The organism is Mariniflexile ostreae (assembly GCF_042427585.1).
Lineage (GTDB): Bacteria > Bacteroidota > Bacteroidia > Flavobacteriales > Flavobacteriaceae > Pseudalgibacter > Pseudalgibacter ostreae.
The window spans coordinates 76,604-96,251 of the sequence record NZ_JBHMFC010000010.1 but is presented as its reverse complement, the minus strand read 5'-3'; the positions used below and the strand labels follow the sequence as shown (position 1 = coordinate 96,251).

Annotated in this window: 14 protein-coding genes; 6 read left to right on the top strand and 8 right to left on the bottom strand. The window is 36.1% G+C overall.

Annotation, left to right across the window (positions count from 1 at the left end):
- The first annotated feature begins 50 nt into the window (after positions 1–50).
- The 6 genes from ACFFU9_RS03765 to ACFFU9_RS03740 all read left to right on the top strand — a co-directional run bounded on the left by ACFFU9_RS03765 (position 51) and on the right by ACFFU9_RS03740 (position 5,834).
- Positions 51–1,121 carry a peptidylprolyl isomerase gene (locus ACFFU9_RS03765; protein WP_379860038.1) on the top strand — a complete coding sequence of 357 codons (1,071 nt, stop codon included), beginning with the start codon at positions 51–53 and terminating at the stop codon, positions 1,119–1,121.
- Positions 1,122–1,126: 5 nt separating this feature from the next.
- Positions 1,127–2,056, top strand: a complete 930-nt coding sequence (lgt, locus tag ACFFU9_RS03760; RefSeq protein ID WP_379860037.1) for a prolipoprotein diacylglyceryl transferase — start codon at positions 1,127–1,129, stop codon at positions 2,054–2,056.
- Between the two features lies 1 nt (position 2,057).
- On the top strand, positions 2,058–2,552 hold the full coding sequence (locus tag ACFFU9_RS03755) for a DUF192 domain-containing protein (protein WP_379860036.1): 495 nt from the start codon (positions 2,058–2,060) through the stop codon (positions 2,550–2,552).
- Positions 2,553–2,616: 64 nt separating this feature from the next.
- Positions 2,617–3,195 (top strand): GNAT family N-acetyltransferase, encoded by a 579-nt coding sequence (locus ACFFU9_RS03750; RefSeq protein WP_379860035.1) that lies wholly within the window; start codon positions 2,617–2,619, stop codon positions 3,193–3,195.
- Positions 3,196–3,245: 50 nt separating this feature from the next.
- The gene (locus ACFFU9_RS03745) at positions 3,246–3,980 is read left to right on the top strand and encodes a sulfite exporter TauE/SafE family protein (RefSeq protein ID WP_379860034.1); all 735 of its coding nucleotides are present in this window, start codon (positions 3,246–3,248) and stop codon (positions 3,978–3,980) included.
- Between the two features lie 372 nt (positions 3,981–4,352).
- Complete coding sequence (locus ACFFU9_RS03740; protein ID WP_379860033.1) at positions 4,353–5,834, top strand: potassium/proton antiporter; 1,482 nt, start codon at positions 4,353–4,355, stop codon at positions 5,832–5,834.
- A gap of 258 nt (positions 5,835–6,092) precedes the next feature.
- Here ACFFU9_RS03740 and secDF read toward each other — a convergent pair whose 3' ends face one another.
- From secDF to ACFFU9_RS03700, 8 genes are all read right to left on the bottom strand, one after another.
- On the bottom strand, positions 6,093–9,077 hold the full coding sequence (secDF, locus tag ACFFU9_RS03735; protein ID WP_379860032.1) for a protein translocase subunit SecDF: 2,985 nt from the start codon (positions 9,075–9,077) through the stop codon (positions 6,093–6,095).
- 150 nt (positions 9,078–9,227) lie between these two features.
- Entirely contained in the window at positions 9,228–9,851 is a 624-nt protein-coding gene (locus ACFFU9_RS03730) for a hypothetical protein (protein ID WP_379860031.1), read from the bottom strand.
- Between the two features lie 333 nt (positions 9,852–10,184).
- Positions 10,185–11,111 carry a malate dehydrogenase gene (gene mdh, locus ACFFU9_RS03725; RefSeq protein ID WP_379860030.1) on the bottom strand — a complete coding sequence of 309 codons (927 nt, stop codon included), beginning with the start codon at positions 11,109–11,111 and terminating at the stop codon, positions 10,185–10,187.
- A gap of 541 nt (positions 11,112–11,652) precedes the next feature.
- On the bottom strand, positions 11,653–12,633 hold the full coding sequence (trxB, locus tag ACFFU9_RS03720) for a thioredoxin-disulfide reductase (RefSeq protein WP_379860029.1): 981 nt from the start codon (positions 12,631–12,633) through the stop codon (positions 11,653–11,655).
- 159 nt (positions 12,634–12,792) lie between these two features.
- Positions 12,793–14,649 (bottom strand): family 43 glycosylhydrolase, encoded by a 1,857-nt coding sequence (locus tag ACFFU9_RS03715; RefSeq protein WP_379860028.1) that lies wholly within the window; start codon positions 14,647–14,649, stop codon positions 12,793–12,795.
- Between the two features lie 119 nt (positions 14,650–14,768).
- The gene (locus ACFFU9_RS03710; protein ID WP_379860027.1) at positions 14,769–16,436 is read right to left on the bottom strand and encodes a sulfatase family protein; all 1,668 of its coding nucleotides are present in this window, start codon (positions 16,434–16,436) and stop codon (positions 14,769–14,771) included.
- A 105-nt stretch (positions 16,437–16,541) separates the two neighbouring features.
- Positions 16,542–18,836, bottom strand: coding sequence for a beta-glucosidase BglX (gene bglX / locus ACFFU9_RS03705; RefSeq protein ID WP_379860026.1), 2,295 nt, complete (start codon positions 18,834–18,836; stop codon positions 16,542–16,544).
- A gap of 3 nt (positions 18,837–18,839) precedes the next feature.
- Complete coding sequence (locus ACFFU9_RS03700) at positions 18,840–19,631, bottom strand: carboxylesterase family protein (protein WP_379860025.1); 792 nt, start codon at positions 19,629–19,631, stop codon at positions 18,840–18,842.
- Positions 19,632–19,648: the final 17 nt, after the last annotated feature.

Here is a 19,648-nt window from a genome sequence, read left to right as displayed (position 1 = left end):
TTTTAAAATCACAAATCGGATTGCTTTTTATAAGCATATTAATATGCTTCATGTCTTGTAAAGCACAATACCCTGATTTAGAAGATGGCATTTATGCTGAATTTGTTACTACCAAAGGCACCATGGTGGCTAAGTTAACGTTTAATGAAACTCCGGTAACGGTTGCTAATTTCATATCGCTTGCAGAAGGCACCAACGTTTTAGTAGATAGCATCTATAAAGATAAAAAGTTTTATAATGGCCTTATTTTCCATCGCGTTATAGATCTCTTCATGATTCAGGGGGGCGATCCTTTGGGCAATGGTAGCGGTGGTCCTGGATATAAATTTAATGATGAGTTTCATCCAGATTTAAAACATGATAGACCTGGTATTCTATCGATGGCCAACTCTGGTCCTAACACCAATGGGAGTCAGTTTTTTATCACAGAAATCCCTAAACCTTTTTTAGATAATAGCTATAATATATTTGGTGAACTTGTGCTGGGGCTAGAGATTCAAGATAGTATTTCTAATGTAAAAACGGCTTCCAACGACAGACCAATAGAGGATGTTATTATAAAAGAACTCAATATCATCAGAAAAGGAAAAGCTGCAAAAGCTTTTGATGCACCAGATATTTTTAGCGATCATTTTGCCCAAGTAGAGCGGTTGGAAAAAGAAAAAAAAGCCAAAGCCAAAGCCATACAAGATCGTAATTTAGCAAAATTTAAGGCCCAAAGAGAAGATGCTGTTAGTTTGCCTTCGGGGCTACAATACACCATTACAGAGAAAGGGACAGGGAAAAAGCTTTCTAAAATGGCAAAATTACTAACACATTATGCACTTTATTTTGAAGATGGCACCTTAATAGAAACCAGTAAACTAGAAACCGCCGAAGCACAGGGCGTTGTAAACGAAGACAGAAAAGCTGCCAATCAGTATCAACCCATTCCAGCCTCTATTGGCCCTGATGCGCGAATGATTATGGGTTTTAAAGAAGGATTACAACAGTTAAGCGTTGGCGACAAAGCTACCTTATTTATCCCTTATCACTTAGCCTATGGCGAATCTGGCAATCGTGCCATTCCGCCAAAAACCAATTTAATCTTTGAAGTAGACATTTTAGAACTTGTAAAATAACCCTTATGTATTTATTAAAATTTGATTGGAACCCCATAACAGGTATCGATATTTTTGGAAATTTCAAACTTCACTTCTACAGTTTAATGTGGGTAGTAGCTTTCTCGTTAGGATGGTATATTATGAAACGCATTTTTACCAAAGAAAAAGTGTCGTTAGACTATCTTGACCCTCTATTTATTTATACCGTTTTAGCAACCATGTTGGGCGCACGCTTAGGGCATGTGCTCTTTTACCAGTCGGAGCTAATATCTCAAGATTTTTTCAGCATCTTTCTACCTTTTAAATTTAAAGGCGGATTTGAATTTACAGGATTCCAAGGGCTGGCAAGTCACGGTGCCGCTATAGGGATTATTATCGGGATGTATTTATACAGAAAAAAATATAATTACAAACCCATTTTATGGATCTTGGACCGCATTGTAATTCCTGTTGCATCGGGTGCTATTTTTATTAGAATTGGAAACTTTATCAATTCTGAAATTATTGGAAAGATTACCGATTCTGATTTTGGTGTTCGGTTTATACAAGACCAATACTATAAAAATGAAATTATACAGCGTACAGGTATAAGCGATGTTCAAAAAGCTTATAATGCCGTTACAGAAAATCCGCAATTTCAAAATTTATTGGAAGCTGTTCCCTATAGACATCCCGCACAATTATACGAATCTATGTGTTATATTTTTGTGTTCTTAATTTTATTATTTTTCTATTCCAAAACCACTAAAAAAGACCAACCAGGCTTTCTATTTGGTTTATTTCTAATGCTTTTATGGACGGTTCGTTTCTTTGTAGAATTTGTTAAAGAACCACAAGGTGATGAATATATCAATTGGTTTGGATTGAACACAGGACAATGGCTAAGCATTCCTTTTGTGTTAGTGGGCCTTTACTTTATGTTTGTTTATAAATCAAAAAATACAGTTAAATAATATGCGTTTAAAATCTATTTCTTTTGCAGTGCTACTCAGTTTAGGTTTTTTATCATTAGCCCATATTTCTTGTAAAGAGGATAAAAAAAATATCACGCAAACTGAGGTCATTTTTAAAAAAGAAGGCGAACTCCAAATTTATAAAACTGTAACAGATTCTGTTATAGTGGCGTTAGATATTGAATTGGCTAAAACCGATTATGAAATCCAAACAGGTTTGATGTATCGCGATGCTATGGACACCCATCAAGGCATGTTATTTCTTTTTGACAATGAGATTGAACGGTATTTTTTTATGAAAAACACACGTATCCCGTTAGATATCATATACATTAATGCCGATAAAAAGATTGTCAGTTTTCAAAAAAACGCCACACCTTTTGACGAACGATCGTTGCCTTCTAATGCCCCTGCAAAATATGTATTGGAAATAAATGCGGGTTTGGTAGATGCTTGGGCTATTGCGGTAGGGGATCGGATTGAATTTACTGAATAAACTTCTTGAATGTCATGGTGATGAAGGAGCCAAATAAAAACCGTACTCTTAAACCTACCTAAGCATGTCCTTAAAATGTCAAGAAAATAGCTTTATAAGAAAAGCAACTAAAAGCGACTCAAAAGGCATTACCGACTGTCTTTTTCTTGCTCTTGAAACGTTTTTATGTAAATTTATAGGGGTTAATGATTCTGTAAAAGCAAAACACATGTTACTGCATTTTGTGAATGAAGAAAACAATCAATACTCATTTCAAAATTGTTATGTCGCAGAAATAGATGGCATGATTGCTGGCGCTATAAATAGTTATAATGGAGCTCATTTAAATGCCCTAAAACGGCCCATTGCCAATTTTATACAGCACCAAATTGGAACGGACTTTAATCCTGAACCAGAAACAACAGACGGTGAGTATTATATCGATTCGTTTGGCATTCTTCCACGTTTTCAAGGAAAAGGAATTGGAACACAACTATTAAAACATCTCATTCACGAACACCGAACCCAGAATCGCGTTTTAGGTTTATTAGTTGAAGAAAACAACCAAAAAGCAGAAACCTTGTACCTAGCTTTAGGCTTTAAATGGATTAAGAATCAAGCATTAGCAGGCAAAAACATGAGGCACCTTCAGCTAAAACCTTAATCTTAATTAGATTTTAAAAGCGTATTTTGCACTTGACAACGTGAAGAATCATGGAATTAATTACCGTTTACATTTTGTCAGTTATTTTTACAGCTACCTTAGTGCGTTCCACTTTTGGTTTTGGCGAATCGTTAATTGCAGTACCTTTACTACTTTTTGTAATTCCCGTGGAAACTGCCGTACCCCTTTCTGTACTTATCTCTGTTTTTATTGCAGCTATAGTAGTAGCCCAAGACCGAAAACAAATTCACTTTGAAAGCGCTAAATGGCTCATCCTTTTTGGAATTTTAGGTATACCCCTAGGGTTAGTGTTACTTTTTTATGGGAATGAAACCTTAATTAAAATAGGTTTGGCCTTCTTGATTATTCTTTACGCATCCTACTCTTTATTTTCAAAAAAAGTATTAAAATTAGAAAAAGATCACAAAATATGGCTGTTTGTCTGCGGCTTCCTTTCTGGTATTTTGGGCGGCGCTTATGGCTTAAATGGCCCACCATTGGTTGTTTATGGCAACCTTCGCCATTGGACCGCAAAACGTTTCAGAGCCACTCTACAGGCCTATTTTCTTCCCGCAAGTATTGTAGCCATGTGTGGTTATGCCTATAAAGGGCTTTGGAATACCACCGTTACTTATTATTTTTTTATTTCTATTCCGGTTATTATTCCTGCTATTTTTCTGGGACGGTATTTAAATCATCAATTAAAAGAAGGCCATTTTTTAAAATATATTTATATGGGTTTAATTTGTGTGGGTATTTTATTGCTAAGCAACGCTATACTATAGGGTGCGTTAGTTCTATTTAAAAAAGGGCAAGCACTTTAATAAAAAGTACAGGATTTCTTCAAACCATTTAATTAAGGCATTTATGCTAAAATAAAACAGAAACTTGTTGTTCTACCTTGAAAAAAAGAGCTCTTTTTATAGTTTATGCCGTTAAAAGTTCCAATAAGCAAAAGCAACTTCAAAAAGCAAACAAGAGTTTAGTTCTTTTCTGTTATATTTGTGTGCAAAAATAAAGTACTATTTAACTGTTGCTTAAACTCCTACATTCACGCTAACCGTAATAGTATGGATAGCTATATTGCTTACTTTAAAAGTTGGCAAAAAAAATTTCTAGTTTGGCTAATAAGACCATGTTCTTATAAAATATAACATATGAATTTAACGATTGAAAACATACTACTAGTAGGCTCTATATTACTTTTTATAAGTATTGTGGTTGGGAAGACTTCTTATAAATTTGGAGTTCCAACCTTAATACTCTTTTTGGCCATAGGTATGTTGGCAGGGTCCGACGGTATTGGGGGTATCCGCTTTGACGACCCAAAACTAGCACAATTTATCGGTATAATTTCACTAAACTTTATTCTGTTTTCCGGTGGGCTCGATACCGATTGGAAAGCTGTAAAACCCATTTTAAAAGAAGGTATTGTTCTTTCAACCCTAGGCGTTTTACTCACTGCTGTTTCACTTGGCACATTTGTTTGGTGTGTTACCGACTTCACAATTTACGAAAGCATGTTATTAGGCTCCATTGTGTCATCTACAGATGCAGCAGCTGTTTTTTCAATCTTAAGATCTAAAAGCTTGGCTTTAAAAACCAACTTAAGGCCCACGTTAGAACTTGAAAGTGGTAGTAACGACCCCATGGCCTACGTGCTTACCATCGCTTTTTTAACTTTAGTAATACATCAAGACCAGAGTGTTGCCTCTATTATCCCTTTATTTCTTACACAAATGATTGTAGGTGCTGCAGCAGGATTTGGATTTGGAAAATTAAGTAAGTTAATTATCAATAGAATTAAACTTGATTTTGAAGGACTGTATCCTGTATTGGTTATAGCGCTTATGTTTATTACTTTTTCGGCAACAGACTTTATAGGAGGCAATGGCTTTCTTGCTATCTACATCTGTGCCGTTTTTTTAGGCAATCAAGAATTGATACATAAAAAAACCATTTTAAAAATGTATGATGGTTTGGCCTGGTTGATGCAAATTGTACTCTTCCTTACTCTAGGCTTACTGGTTTTTCCATCAGAGATTGTTCCTTATATTGGTATTGGTCTACTAATCTCGATATTTTTAATACTTGTAGCAAGACCGTTAAGTGTTTTTATTAGCTTAATGTTTTTTAAAATGAAATTAAGAAGGCGTTTTTACATCTCTTGGGTGGGCTTACGAGGGGCGGTTCCTATTGTGTTTGCCACCTATCCACTTTTGGCGGGAATTGAAAAAGCCGATATGATTTTTAATATTGTATTCTTTATTTCTGTTACATCTATTTTAATCCAGGGTACCACATTATCTATATTTGCCAAATGGATGAATGTGGCAATGCCTGAAAAAGAAAAAACAATAACAGAAACAGATAAACTTATCTTAGAACTACCTAAATCTTCTTTACAGGAGTTTGAAATTTCCCCGAAATTTTTCCCTAAAAGTAAAAGAATAGTGGATTTAAATTTTCCGGAAGCAGCTTTTATCGTGATGATTAAGCGAAATGGTGAGTTTATTAGGCCAGGGGGCTCTACTCGAATAGAAGCAAGAGATGTTTTAATGGTTCTTGCAGATAGCCAAGAAGATTTTATAAAAGTGGACGCTTGTTTATCTCCAGAAAACCCCGCTTTAAAGCATTAAAAACGACAAATAATACAAACCACCCTCTATTACAAAAATAGTAATGATACAAAAATGTACAAGCTGTTTTTGTAAGTCCTACTCATCAGCTTAATGCATTTTCAATCCTTTACTTTTACTTCTTGTCTTTACTTGCATAACCTCATCCATTCCCTAGTAATAAACAACAGTTTTCAAGTGTATAAAGACTTCTTTGGTAACAAAAAAGCCCATCAAACATTAAGTTGATGGGCTTTTTTTTATAAAGAAACCAGAATACTATTCCTCTTCTTTCTTTTTCTTACCTTCCAATCTGTTTACAGTGTCGTACATAATCGGTGTTGCAATAAATAGCGATGAATAAGTTCCTACTACCACCCCAACAATTAATGCAAACATGAAGCCTCTAATGGAGTTTCCACCAAAAATAAAAATGGATAACAATACCACTAATGTGGTTAAAGAGGTATTTAAGGTTCTACTTAAAGTACTACTAAGCGAAACATCTACCACTTTATCAAATTTCCAGCTGGTATGCTCGTTAAGGTACTCCCGAACCCTATCAAACACAACCACAGTATCATTTAAGGAGTATCCTATTACCGTTAGAATGGCCGCTATAAACGCTTGGTCTATTTCCATGCTAAAAGGCATAAAAGGATAGGTTAAAGAGAAAATTCCCAATACAATCAATACGTCATGGAAAACTGCCGCAACAGCACCAAGTGAAAATTGCCATTTTTTAAATCGGAACAATAGATAAAGGAACACGACAATTAATGAGCCTAAAACAGCCCAGAATGACGCTTGTTTAATATCGTCTGCAATTGTTGGACTAACTTTATAAGATTCTAGAAGTCCGACTTGTTTTTCAGAATCATTAAGATCCATAAACTGCTCGTATGTTAAACCTTCCATGTAGGGCTGAAGTGCATTGTACAGTTTTAATCGTATTTCGTCATCGACTTCTGTACCTGTTTCTTCGACTTTATATTTTGTTGTAATTTTTAGTTGGTTGGCGTCACCAAAAGTCTTGGCATCTGCACTTCCAAACACATCACTTAAAGTAGCCGTAATTTCTGAAGGGTTCATGTCTTGTGCAAAGCGCACTTGATAGGTTCTACCACCAACAAAATCGATACCCTGATCTAAACTATTGGTAAACAAAGACCCTAAACTCACTATAATAAAAACGGCAGAAATGCTGTAAGCTACTTTACGTTTTTTAAGAAACTCGATATTGATGTTTCTAAAAAGGTTTTTAGTAAGTGCAGTAGAGAAATCTAATTTACCACCTCTATTTATATACCAATCAATTAATAATCTCGTAATAAAAATGGCTGTAAATAAGGATGTAAAAATACCAATCAATAAGGTTGTTGCAAATCCTTTAATAGGCCCTGTTCCAAAAACAAATAAGATTAAGGCTGTTAACCCTGTGGTAATGTTAGCATCTAAAATAGAAGACAAGGCGTTACTAAACCCATCTTGAATAGATTCTTTTTGACTTTTACCTTTTGCTATTTCCTCTCGGATTCGTTCAAAAATAAGCACGTTGGCATCCACAGACATACCAATAGTTAAAACAATACCGGCAATTCCCGGCAAAGTTAATACCGCGCCTAAGCCGGATAGAATACCAAAAATCAATAAAATATTTAATGACATGGCAATATCAGAGAATCCACCTGCTTTGCCATAGTAAAACATCATCCACACTAACACCAGTGCTAAAGCAATCATAAACGAGTTTGTACCGCTATCAATAGCTTCTTGCCCCAGAGATGGCCCTACAACTTCACTAGAAATAATATCGGCAGATGCCGGTAATTTCCCTGCTCTTAAAACGTTTGCCAAATCTGTAGCTTCGTTTAATGAAAAGTCTCCTGAAATTTCAGAATTCCCACCCGATATCGGTCCAGAAGTGACACCTGGTGCAGAATATACAACATTATCCAAAACAATAGCAATTTGGCTTCCTTGTGCATAGGCCTTACCCGTCATCTCTTCCCATATTTTGGCTCCTTTTGCGTTCATCTGCATAGACACAGTTGGCTTATTTGTAGGACCAAAAGATTGTCTAGCATCTGTAATTACAGCACCGCTTAGCTCAGGGAAATCTTCTCTATTTCCTATTAAAGCATATAAATCAACTATTTCGCTATTTCTTTCAGGCTTGCCGAAAGCAAATTTCACATAACGCCTTTCAACAGGCAATAAAGCCCGTACCTGAGGCATTTTTAAGTAATTAAGAACAGTCTCTTTATCTTTTAAATCAAATCTTGCTATTACGGGTCCGCCTTGATAGCCTTGTCCTCGAATTAAATCAAAAATAGGATTTACAGCATTTGTTGCTGTTGAGTCTGTTGCTGCGTTTCCTAAAAGACTATCGATTTTATCATCTTCTGAATCTTGGTTTTCAACAGCTTCATCTGTAGCTTTTACATCTACAATATCTTTTAAAGTTTCATTTGCTTCAACTAAAAAAGGAAAAAACTCTTCGCCTTTATATGCTTCCCAAAATTGTAATTGGGCAGTTGTTGTGAAATACTTTTCAGCTTTTCTTACATCTTTAACTCCAGGCAATTCAATTAAAATACGGCCTGAAGACCCTAGACGCTGAATATTTGGAGAGGTAACTCCTAAACCATCAATACGCTTGCGCAATACTTCGAAAGCGGAAACGATGGACTCGTCTATTTTAGTAGAGATAACAGACTTTACAGCATCATCAGACATGGTGCCATCAATTTCACCGTCTAATTCTTTGGTATAAAAAATATCTGGCGACGCTAATCTAGTGTCTCCTTTAATTTTATCAAAAGCAAGAAAGAAGTCTTCTAAATAAGTGTTCTGACTTTGTTTCTGAAGCTCTGAAGCATCTTCCAGTGCCTTGTTAAAAACGGGATTGTTTGTATGGTTTGCCAATCCTTTAAGAATATCTTTTACAGATATCTGTAAAATAACGTTAATCCCTCCTTTTAAGTCCAAGCCAAGATTCATGGCTTTTTCTTTAACGTCATTATAAGTAAATTTGGCTATACCGATATTATAAACGGTATCTGTGCCTTTTGCTTCTAAGTAGCGGGTTTCTTCATCACTTCTTTTGCCCCGATAATCTTCTTCAGATTCAGAAAATTTACTGATTGCTATTTCTTTAGCTTCATTTTCTATTTGGTTAGCTTTAAATGTAAATGATAATTGATAAATACTTACCAAACCAAACAGAAGCGCAAATAACTTAACTAGTCCTTTGTTTTGCATTGTTTTTATTTTTAAATCAAATTTTACCCCGTATTTTCGGGACGGCAAATATAGAATTTACCGAATAATTTGACAATTTTTTATGTTAATTATGATTTTGGCAACTGAGGATGCCATAAACGATCTTTGCGTTTAATTCTAGAAATGATTTTAGCAAATGGGGCCTGCCCTTACTTCGGGAATGCTATGTGGGAGATCCAGAACCGTTATTACAGTAGCACAGTAAACCTTATATGTTTTTTTTACACTGTACTTTATTGTATCACTAAGAGTGCGAATACTATAGGAAGATAGTTTTGGATAAAAAATGCTATTGCTTTTAGATTTTAGTTCGGTAACTAAAGTGCCTTTTAGGTCCCATTCTGCATCATGTCCTTTATGGATTTCATGAACATCCAACTTATATGTAATTGGGTTTTTATCTAAAGGAAAATCATGTTGTTGCGTCTTTCTATTGGGCGCCGCTTCATAATCAAGTGCTAAGGTTTTTTCTTTAGAAAGTGAGTTTTTAATAATACTCACATCGGCAGCGCTATAATAAACTATATTCAAGCTTCCGTTGGGACTCTCTTTTACTTGTATATTTTCTGCGCCTAAATCCTGGAGTTGCTTTTTAACAAGCTCTAACGTATTCTGGGATTGCTCTGGAGTAATCTTAGCATCTGTAAAATGCAGAATGATTTCCTGATTTGGTACAGAAACTTGCGGCTCAAAAACCATACCTGTTAAGGTAAGGAGCATCATTAAAGCACTAATGTACCATTTTAAATTCATGTGTAATGCGTATTGTTTTTTCCATGGACACACGTAACATCCATATCGAGATTCTTAATAAATAAAAAAATGACCCTTTAAGAATCTTTCATACGCCAAATATATGATTTCAGTTAGGAATTGGCAATTTTATTTAAGTTTAAAATTCTATAATAAAAAAGTGCTTCAAACCCTTAAAATCCAAAGGGATCTGAAATTATGTTTTTGACACATTGTTTTCAGTCTTCATCAAATTTTAAGCACATGAAGCACTTTTATGTATGTTATTCCTTTAGCGTTTTGCTTTGCTGGAGAAACCTCTTGTAAACAAAACCTGAAGCATTAGTTTTTATATTAAAGTTCCAATAAAGCGTTTACTTTTTTAACACCTTCTGCACTTTCTTGCATACTTGCTTTTTCAGCATCGTTTAGTGGTATATCAATAATGCTTTCCACACCATTTTTACCAATAATTACTGGTACGCCTATACTAATATCATTTAAACCATATTCACCTTCTAGTAACACAGAACATGGGAATACTTTCTTTTGATCGCACGCGATGGCTTGTACTAATGCGCTAACTGCAGCTCCTGGAGCATACCAAGCAGAAGTACCCAATAATTTGGTAAGTGTTGCACCTCCAACTTTGGTATCTTCTAACACTTGACTTAGTCGCTCGTTCGATAAAAACTCAGAAACAGGCACACCTGCTCTAGTTGCCAAACGTGTTAAAGGAATCATACCGGTATCACTATGTCCACCAATTACCATACCGTCTACATCGCTAATAGGCCCCTCTAAAGCTTCGGCCAATCTGTATTTGAAACGTGCAGAATCTAAAGCTCCTCCCATACCAATAATACGGTTTTTAGGTATGCTTGTTGATTTATGCACTAAATACGCCATCGTATCCATTGGATTGCTCACAACAATAATAATCGTATTTGGAGAGTGCTCAATAAGATTAGAAGATACTGTTTTCACAATACCTGCATTGATACCTATCAACTCTTCCCTAGTCATGCCTGGTTTACGTGGAATTCCTGAAGTAATAACACAAATATCACTCTCTGCAGTTTGACTATAATCGTTTGTAATCCCTGTAATTTTAGTATCGAAACCATTTAATGATGCGGTTTGCATTAAATCCATGGCTTTTCCTTCGGCATATCCTTCTTTGATATCTAACAATACAACCTCTGAAGCGAAATTTTTAATGGCGATGTACTCTGCACAACTTGCACCTACTGCACCTGCTCCTACTACTGTAACTTTCATATTGATTTATGTTTAATTAATTATTATCGAAACTCGTTTTTGCTTTTTCTGTTTATAAAAAAAATTAAAATTTATTCATAGCGACCCTTTGTATCCTCGATGCTTTTTTGAACGCGCTAAAGTGTTTCTCTTTACTTTTATTACCAACACATTAAACCAACACCTAAGCGTTTCTATAAATCCATGGACATTAATGAACAAACCTCGATTTTTAAAACCATAAATTCGCATGGCTTTAGCCATGCGAATTTACAAATTAAAACAGTCTAAATAAAAAAAGTTGAGATTAAATCGCACAGGTTTAAAAATAATTTTCTATTAAAACACATGTTTATTTTCATGCTTTAAATCAAAAAAAAAAACCAATACATCCCTCTAATAAGTGCAATAAAGGTCTTGTTTTAAGATTTTTTTTATATAAACCAGACCATATCCATTTAAAAACCTACGCCTTAGCTTAAAAAGCTTGGTTTATACTAAAAAATAGTATGTTTTTAAGGAGTGTATTTGTTTAAAACAATTAAGCCACTTGCTTATAAAATTAATTGTATGTTGAAGTAGACACTTCAAAAGAAGAGTCTTTAGCCGCTAAATAACGTTCGGCATCCAGTGCTGCCATGCATCCTGTTCCTGCCGCTGTAACTGCTTGTCTGTACACATGATCTGCAGCATCTCCTGAAACAAAAACGCCTTCAATATTTGTTTTTGATGTTCCTGGTACATTGATGATATAACCTGTTTCATCTAAATTTAAAATATCTTTAAAGATATCTGTGTTGGGTTTATGACCTATGGCTACAAAAAATCCTGTTGCGGGAATCTCATATTTTTCTTGGGTTTTATTATTAAATACCCGTACACTGGTTACCACCTGTCCATCGCCCAAAACCTCATCGGTTTCTGTGTTGAACAATATATCAATGTTTTCTGTATTTTGTACTCTAGCTGCCATAATTTTAGACGCTCTAAACTCATCACGTCTTACCAACATAGTTACTTTTTTACATAATTTAGATAAGTAATGCGCTTCTTCACAGGCAGAATCTCCTGCACCAACAATCACAACCTCTTGATTTCTATAGAAAAATCCATCACAAACAGCACACGCCGATACTCCGCCACCAAGTTTTAAATATTTTTGTTCAGAATCTAACCCTAAGTATTTAGCTGAAGCACCGGTAGAAATAATTACAGTATCACAATGGATTTCTTTGGTATCATTAACCCATACTTTATGAACACTACCAGAAAAATCAACTTTAGTTACCCAACCATCACGCACATCGGTTTCAAAACGTTCTGCTTGCTTTTGTAAATCTATCATCATTTCTGGTCCTGTAATACCATCTGGGTACCCTGGGAAATTCTCCACCTCATTTGTAGTGGTCAATTGGCCCCCTGGCTGTACCCCTTGATACAGCACTGGTTTCATGTTTGCTCTTGCAGCATAAATTGCCGCTGTATAACCAGCCGGTCCAGACCCTATTATCAGACATTTTAATCTTTCTATTGTTTCAGACATAATCGTTATCATTTAAAGAATACAAAAGTAGTCTTTATAAATAAAAACTTAATGATGAGTTTATCAAAAGTTATTATCAGCAAATAATTATTTACTATATCCAAAACCGAGATACCCTAAGCATTATGGCCCGTAGAAACTTTAATATGATTTATATTTTTAATTTGTATATAAAATGGGGCTTTTAACTGAAATACCATTTTCATTAAAGGCTTCTACCTGATAAAAATATCCTGTATCTGTATTTAAAGCCCGTAACTCATAGTTAGGGACATCGTAAATAAGCGCAGAAAGGTTGAGCTTATCTTTTGAAATACCCCAATAAATAACATATCCCGTGGCATCTTCGACCTTATCCCATGTTAAATTACTATTCCTTCTATCACGTTGTCTTTCCACTTTAAAATTTAAAGGCGTTTGAGGTTTTGCTTCTTTACCATTTCCAAAAACCCTGAATTCTGAAATTGCCAGATAATCATTATAACCGTACACATGATTATATCTTATAAATCGTGCATCAAAAGCATTTTTAAGTTCCAGATATGCATGAGGCATATCTCTTTCATTCTTTGAGTAATCGGCAACCGTTTGCCAATTTTCACCATCTAAAGAGCCTTGAACTACAAATTGCTGTTTAATACCACTAGGCCTTCCAAAAACCTTAGCATTAAAGTCTTGAAAATTAATTTGAATGGCTTTCACATTCATAGGCTTCAATAAATCTATTTCCACATAAATAGAATCATTATTTGCTTCGGAAACCCAATACGATCGGATTTCTTCATCATTGATCTTATTTATGTTGAAATCTTTGATTTGCTCTTGCATATACCCTCCTTCACTTTCATCAACCACATTAATGTCTTTAGTTACTAAACCCGAATTGGTTTTTACGGGTTTGTTATAAGACAACAACATCCAGCCTGTAAAGCGCTCTTTATGATGCGCCACTTTTGTATCTGGCAAATAATGTGGATAATCGCCATAAGCCGTGTTCACGTACATTTGTCCGTTATCCTCAAAGCCAGCAGGATACATCCCTAAGCGACGTTCAAATTTATAATTTACCGAAATGGCCATCGTAGAATAATGCCAATAATTACCATTATTATCTTTCACCGAACTGCCATGACCGGAACCTTTTAGAAAACCTCCAGGCTTATATGAAATGGGATTGTAGGGGGCATACTCAAAAGGGCCTAAAGGATTTTTGCTGGTATAAACACCATCGGCATACACATTCCATTGGGTGCCTGGCGCACCGTATTCCAAATAATAAGTATCGTTATGCTTCATCATCCAAGGGCCTTCTATAAAAGGCTTTAAATCTGAATTATGATCTTGTCCAAAACGTTCCCATCCATGCTTTTCTGGCTCGAGGTTAAACAAGTCTACTTGTTCTCCTACTGGGATATAATAATTTTCAGCATCGAGTTCAATACCTCGAATGGGCCATTTGTTTGACGATTCTTCATAGAGGTATACTTTGCCATCATCATCCACAAACAAGTCTGGATCCTGTACACCGCCCTCTACATTAATAACGGCATAATTAGTCTTCCAATCTCCAAGCTCTGGGTTATCGGTCTCGATTACAGCCCCGCGGCCTGATGGATCACCCATTAAAATAATTTTTCCATCTCTTACGGCTGCTGCAGGAGCATTACAACCGTTAAAGTACCAGCTTTGGGGTTTTATAAACTCCCAATGGCTCATGTCGTCTGAGGCCCAATACCCATGAGAACGGGTTACGAACATATAAAACCGACCTTTAAAATTTACTATTGCTGGATCGGCTCCAGAGCGGTACGACACATTGTTGATTGCTCTGTAGTGCGACATATAAGAATAGTCTATGTCCAAAGGATTACAATAGGTTTTAAAATCCTTTTTTTCTAATTCTGTTATTTTGTTTTCTTTAATAGGTTCTGAATGCGGTTCTGACTCCTTACAAGATTGAAAACAGACTGCACCTAATATAACGGCTATTAAACTAATGTGTTTTATTGATTTCATAAAATTCATTTTAATTTTTTATTAGACTAAAGACTTGACCGTTCTATTTTAAACAAACCGTACCGATAACTATGAGAAGTCACCAAAAACAGCATAGATTCTATCAAATCTTAAAATTATTAATGTTCGTAAGCGGTTACGGGTTGCCCTCTTAAACGTTCAAAACCATTATAAGCACGCTCAATCGATTCGGGGCTGGCATGATCAAACTCTTTATCGGTCACACCATATTCCTGCTGCAATTCGCCCAATCGCCTTCTTAACAAGTACGCTATTTCATTATAAATAGCATCATGAACAACATTATTCGTTTCGAATGGATCCCTTTCTAAATCGTATAATTCCCATTCATCTACATCATCGTATACATGAATTAATTTATAACGCTTTGTTCGCACTCCATACATCTTTTTAACCATATGAAAGGCTGGAAAATCGTAATAATGATAATAAATAGCATTTCTAAAATCATCATCTTTTACCGATTGAACCAATAAGGGTTTTAAGGATTTTCCTTGCATGTTTTCAGGAATAGCGACTTGGGCAAAATCTAGAAAGGTTTCGGCAAGATCTAAATTCTGCGTTAATGCGGTAATCTCTGTTCCTGGCTCTATCACTGCAGGATATTTCATAACCATAGGCATTGCTAAAGATTCTTCATACATAAACCGTTTATCAAACCACCCCTTTTCTCCCAAATAAAATCCTTGATCTGTGGTATAGACCACAATAGTGTTTTTAGCTAAATTATGGGTTTCTAAATAATCTAAAATATCACCAACACCCTCATCTACTGCAGCAATGGTAGCCATATAATCTTGTAAATAGCGCTGTAATTTCCATAACGCTAAAGCCTCTCCTTTTAAATTGGCATCGTGAAACGCATCATTTTTGGGTTGGTAGGCTTTGTCCCATTCTGTGCGTTGTTCTGGTGTCATCCTATTAAAATCGGTGACCCATGGGTTATGGGCCAACACGGGACTTCCTTTTTCTTTAGTCATTTTTAAATCATGACCTTCATACATATCCCTATAGATAGTCTGATATTGCTCTTTTGAAGCCGTAGAACCTTCATGATTTGAAAAATAAGTATCCGGCACTGGAAATTGAACACTATCGTATTTATTAAGATGGCGTAAAGCGGGCATCCAATTTCTGTGCGGAGCCTTATGTTGTACCATGAGCATAAAGGGTTGCTTATCATCTTTAATTTTCTCTAAATACCGTAGTGCATCACGGGTAACGATATCTGTCGCATAACCTTGAATCATAGTGGTGTCCACTTTTTTTGTTTCTGGGTTTATAGCAATAAAATTAGGGTTATAGTAGTTGCCTTGATCTTGAAGAATATTCCAATAATCAAATCCTTCTGGCTCGCCATGTAAATGCCATTTACCAACCAGAGCGGTTTTATAACCTGCCTTTTGCAACAGCTTTGGATAAGTTTGTTGGCTACCATCAAAGCGGTCGCCATTCATTCTAAATCCGTTTATATGACTATGCTTACCTGTTAAAATAACCGCTCGACTAGGGCCACATATAGCGTTTGTACAAAAATTGTTTTTGAATATAGCCCCTTCTTTAGCAATTCTATCAATATTTGGCGTTGGTGCCAATTGACTTATAGGGTGTCCATATGCACTAATAGCTTGAGTTGCATGATCGTCTGCCATGATAAAAACAATATTGGGACGTTGCTCTGAAGATGCGGCTATAGCATCTTTTTTATCATTTTTACAAGATTGAAAAACACATGCAATCAGTAAAACAAGGATAGTCGTTCTCATGGATTCTTAATATTCTGATTTGCTAATTATTATTTTTTAAATTGAAAGCTATCAGCATTAAGCAACACTTTAGGTACTGAATGCTGACAGCCTTCTTTTTGTATTTTAATCTTGCACCAACTGAAAGCTGGTTTTCATTTGGGTTGCGGAATCTGTGCCCACAAAAACCTCAAAATCCCCAGGTTCTGCAACAAAATCTAAGTTAGAGTTATAGAATTTCAAATCTTCTTCTGAAATTGTAAACCTTACCGTTTTAGTTTCTCCTTTTTTAATTTCTATTTTCTGAAACCCTTTTAATTCTTTAACGGGACGCGTAACCGACCCCACGAGATCCCGTATATATAACTGCACCACTTCTTTCCCATCGTAATCGCCAGAGTTGGTAACATCTACAGAAACCTCAACACTTGTTTTTGGGGTGATTTGGGTACTGCTTAATTTTAAATTGGTATACGTAAACCTTGTATAACTTAATCCATAGCCAAAGGGGTATAAAGGCTCGTTACGAACATCCAAATAATTACTCTTGAATTTCTCGAACTTACCCTCGGTATTTCCTAAAGGTCTTCCTGTGTTTTTATGATTGTAAAAGATTGGCACCTGCCCCACATTCATAGGAAAAGTGGCGGTAATTTTACCTGATGGGTTTACATCGCCAAATAAGACATCTGCAATAGCTAATCCTGCCTCACTACCAGGAAACCAAACGTTTAAAATGGCTGGTACATTTTCATTCTCTTCGGTAATAGCCAATGGTCGTCCTGTAAACAAGGTAAGCACTACAGGTTTCCCTGTTTTAAGCAAGGCGTTTAATAAATCTTTTTGAACCTGTGGTATCTGTAAATTGGTAACACTACTGCTTTCACCACTCATTTCGGCAGTCTCCCCTATAGCGAGCACAATAACATCAGATTTAGAAGCTATTTTTAAGGCCTCATCCAACAGCTCTTTATCTGTTCTTTTATCGCGATCAATGGTTTTCCCAAACATGGTTACCCGTTCTTCATACTCCAAATCATAATCCACATTACTCCCTTTAGCATACAGCACCTTGACATGTTTTCCTGCTACGGTTTTTAAACCTTCCAACAACGGATTGGACTTTGTTTGTTTGGTAGCAACACTCCATGTTCCTGCCATATTAACCGCATTATTGGCTAAAGGGCCTATTAATGCAATTGTTCCCGATCTTTTTAAAGGTAATATTTGGTTCTCATTTTTTAATAACACCATAGACTCCGCTCCAACTTTCCTGGCAAAAGCTCTATTTTCTTGAGTAAAAATTTCTTTTGCAGGCCTTTCAAGATTACAGTATTTATAGGGATCATCAAAAAGGCCGATTTCATATTTCGCAGTCAAAATACGTTTCACTGCTTTATCAATATCTGCTAGAGTAACCTTGCCTGTGCTTAAGGATGCTTTAAGCGTGGTTAAAAACCCTTCACCCACCATATCCATATCGGATCCTGCTTTTAATGCCAATGCAGACACTTGCGACAGATTTCCCATACCATGTGCAATCATTTCATTAATTCCTGTATAATCGGTAACCACAAAACCATTAAACCCCCAATCGTCTCTTAATAAATCGGTTAACAACCATTTATTTCCTGTGGCAGGAATACCATCCACTTCATTAAAAGAAGCCATAACCGTGGCCACACCAGCATCAATTGCAGCTTTATAAGGTTGAAAATACTCGTTATACATTCGTATTTTACTCATATCTACAGTATTGTAATCTCTTCCTGCTTCCGAGGCACCGTAAAGTGCAAAGTGTTTTACACAGGCCAGCATCGTATTGTTTTTTGTAAGATCCTGACCTTGATACCCTTTAACCATAGCTTCTGCTATTTTACTACCCAAATAAGGATCTTCACCAGAGCCTTCGGAAACCCGACCCCAACGCGGATCTCTTGAAATATCTGTCATGGGCGAAAACGTCCAATTAATACCATCGGCGGTAGCTTCTTGAGCGGCCATTCTTGCGGTTTTTTCTATCATATCCATATCCCAAGAGGCAGATAGCCCCAAAGGAATTGGAAACGTGGTTTCATAACCGTGAATAACATCCATTGCAAAAAGCAGTGGAATTTTCAAGCGGCTCTTCTCCATCGCAATTTTTTGGACGGCCTTGATTTTTTCAACTCCTTTTATATTGAAAAGGCCTCCCACCTTTCCGTCTTCAATATTCTTAGCGACATTAGAGCTTTGGGAAGCACCTGTAGTAATATCACCAGAAGAGGGCAGGTTTAATTGTCCTAGCTTTTCATCAATAGTCATAAGTTTTAAAATGGAATCAACTTGTTTTTCAAATTGATTTTTACTTGTGTTTTGAGAATGGCTCAATGTAAAAAAAAGCGTAAGCATTAACGAGGTAATTATAGTGTTCCTGTTCATGTTTTAGGATTTAGAATTAGAAAATAACCAAGATAACAGTTCGGGTTCTGCAAATGCAGTATCCCAACTATTATGATTGTCTTTAGCATATAATGTGAAATTTGGTTTGCCACCATACTTTAAAATACCACTTACCATGGCTACCGAAGCTTGCGGATTTACAACATCGTCTTTAGCGCCATGAAATATCCAAAGCGGTGTGGTTTCTGCAAATCGTTGTGTACCCTCTGGATTTCCGGCGCCACATATTGCAAAAGCTGCTGCAAACCTGTCTGGTTTTCGATATAAGATTTCAAAAGTCCCCATACCGCCCATAGATAAGCCCCCAACATACATGTGTTCTTTTTTTACAAAGGGCTCTAATGCCATAGAGTCCACTAATTGCATAACCATGTTCAGGGCAGTTGTAGGCTCTGTGTTTATTGGAAATTCTAGACCTATCGGATTTGTAGATCTATCCACTTCAACATTTGCCCAATAAGACGATTTTGGACACTGCGGAAAAATAACAATAGCTGGAAACTCTTTACGATGCTCTTCTGAAGCAAATAACCGACTACCATGTGCCAATTGGGATATATTATCATTACCACGTTCACCCGCACCATGCAGAAATAGCACTAAAGGATATGACTTGGTGCTATCGAACATTTCTGGATACATAATACGGTACTGCAGTGTGTCTTGAGCCTTAATAAAGCGTTTAGCTTCATAAAGCGTGTCTTGAGCATGTAGTATGCCTCCAACTCCTATCAACAACATTACAAACACCTGTATATATCTTAATTTTATCATTTTTTATTAAAATTTAA

Excerpts from the sequence above, each read along its gene's own strand:
- ACFFU9_RS03700 (WP_379860025.1), bottom strand. The coding sequence starts at position 19,631 with ATGATAAAATTAAGATATATACAGGTGTTTGTAATGTTGTTGATAGGA.
- lgt (WP_379860037.1), top strand. The coding sequence starts at position 1,127 with ATGTATTTATTAAAATTTGATTGGAACCCCATAACAGGTATCGATATT.
- trxB (WP_379860029.1), bottom strand. The coding sequence starts at position 12,633 with ATGTCTGAAACAATAGAAAGATTAAAATGTCTGATAATAGGGTCTGGA.
- ACFFU9_RS03730 (WP_379860031.1), bottom strand. The coding sequence starts at position 9,851 with ATGAATTTAAAATGGTACATTAGTGCTTTAATGATGCTCCTTACCTTA.
- ACFFU9_RS03740 (WP_379860033.1), top strand. The coding sequence starts at position 4,353 with ATGAATTTAACGATTGAAAACATACTACTAGTAGGCTCTATATTACTT.
- ACFFU9_RS03755 (WP_379860036.1), top strand. The coding sequence starts at position 2,058 with ATGCGTTTAAAATCTATTTCTTTTGCAGTGCTACTCAGTTTAGGTTTT.
- ACFFU9_RS03765 (WP_379860038.1), top strand. The coding sequence starts at position 51 with ATGTCTTGTAAAGCACAATACCCTGATTTAGAAGATGGCATTTATGCT.
- ACFFU9_RS03715 (WP_379860028.1), bottom strand. The coding sequence starts at position 14,649 with ATGAAATCAATAAAACACATTAGTTTAATAGCCGTTATATTAGGTGCA.
- bglX (WP_379860026.1), bottom strand. The coding sequence starts at position 18,836 with ATGAACAGGAACACTATAATTACCTCGTTAATGCTTACGCTTTTTTTT.
- ACFFU9_RS03710 (WP_379860027.1), bottom strand. The coding sequence starts at position 16,436 with ATGAGAACGACTATCCTTGTTTTACTGATTGCATGTGTTTTTCAATCT.
- mdh (WP_379860030.1), bottom strand. The coding sequence starts at position 11,111 with ATGAAAGTTACAGTAGTAGGAGCAGGTGCAGTAGGTGCAAGTTGTGCA.
- secDF (WP_379860032.1), bottom strand. The coding sequence starts at position 9,077 with ATGCAAAACAAAGGACTAGTTAAGTTATTTGCGCTTCTGTTTGGTTTG.
- ACFFU9_RS03750 (WP_379860035.1), top strand. The coding sequence starts at position 2,617 with ATGTCCTTAAAATGTCAAGAAAATAGCTTTATAAGAAAAGCAACTAAA.
- ACFFU9_RS03745 (WP_379860034.1), top strand. The coding sequence starts at position 3,246 with ATGGAATTAATTACCGTTTACATTTTGTCAGTTATTTTTACAGCTACC.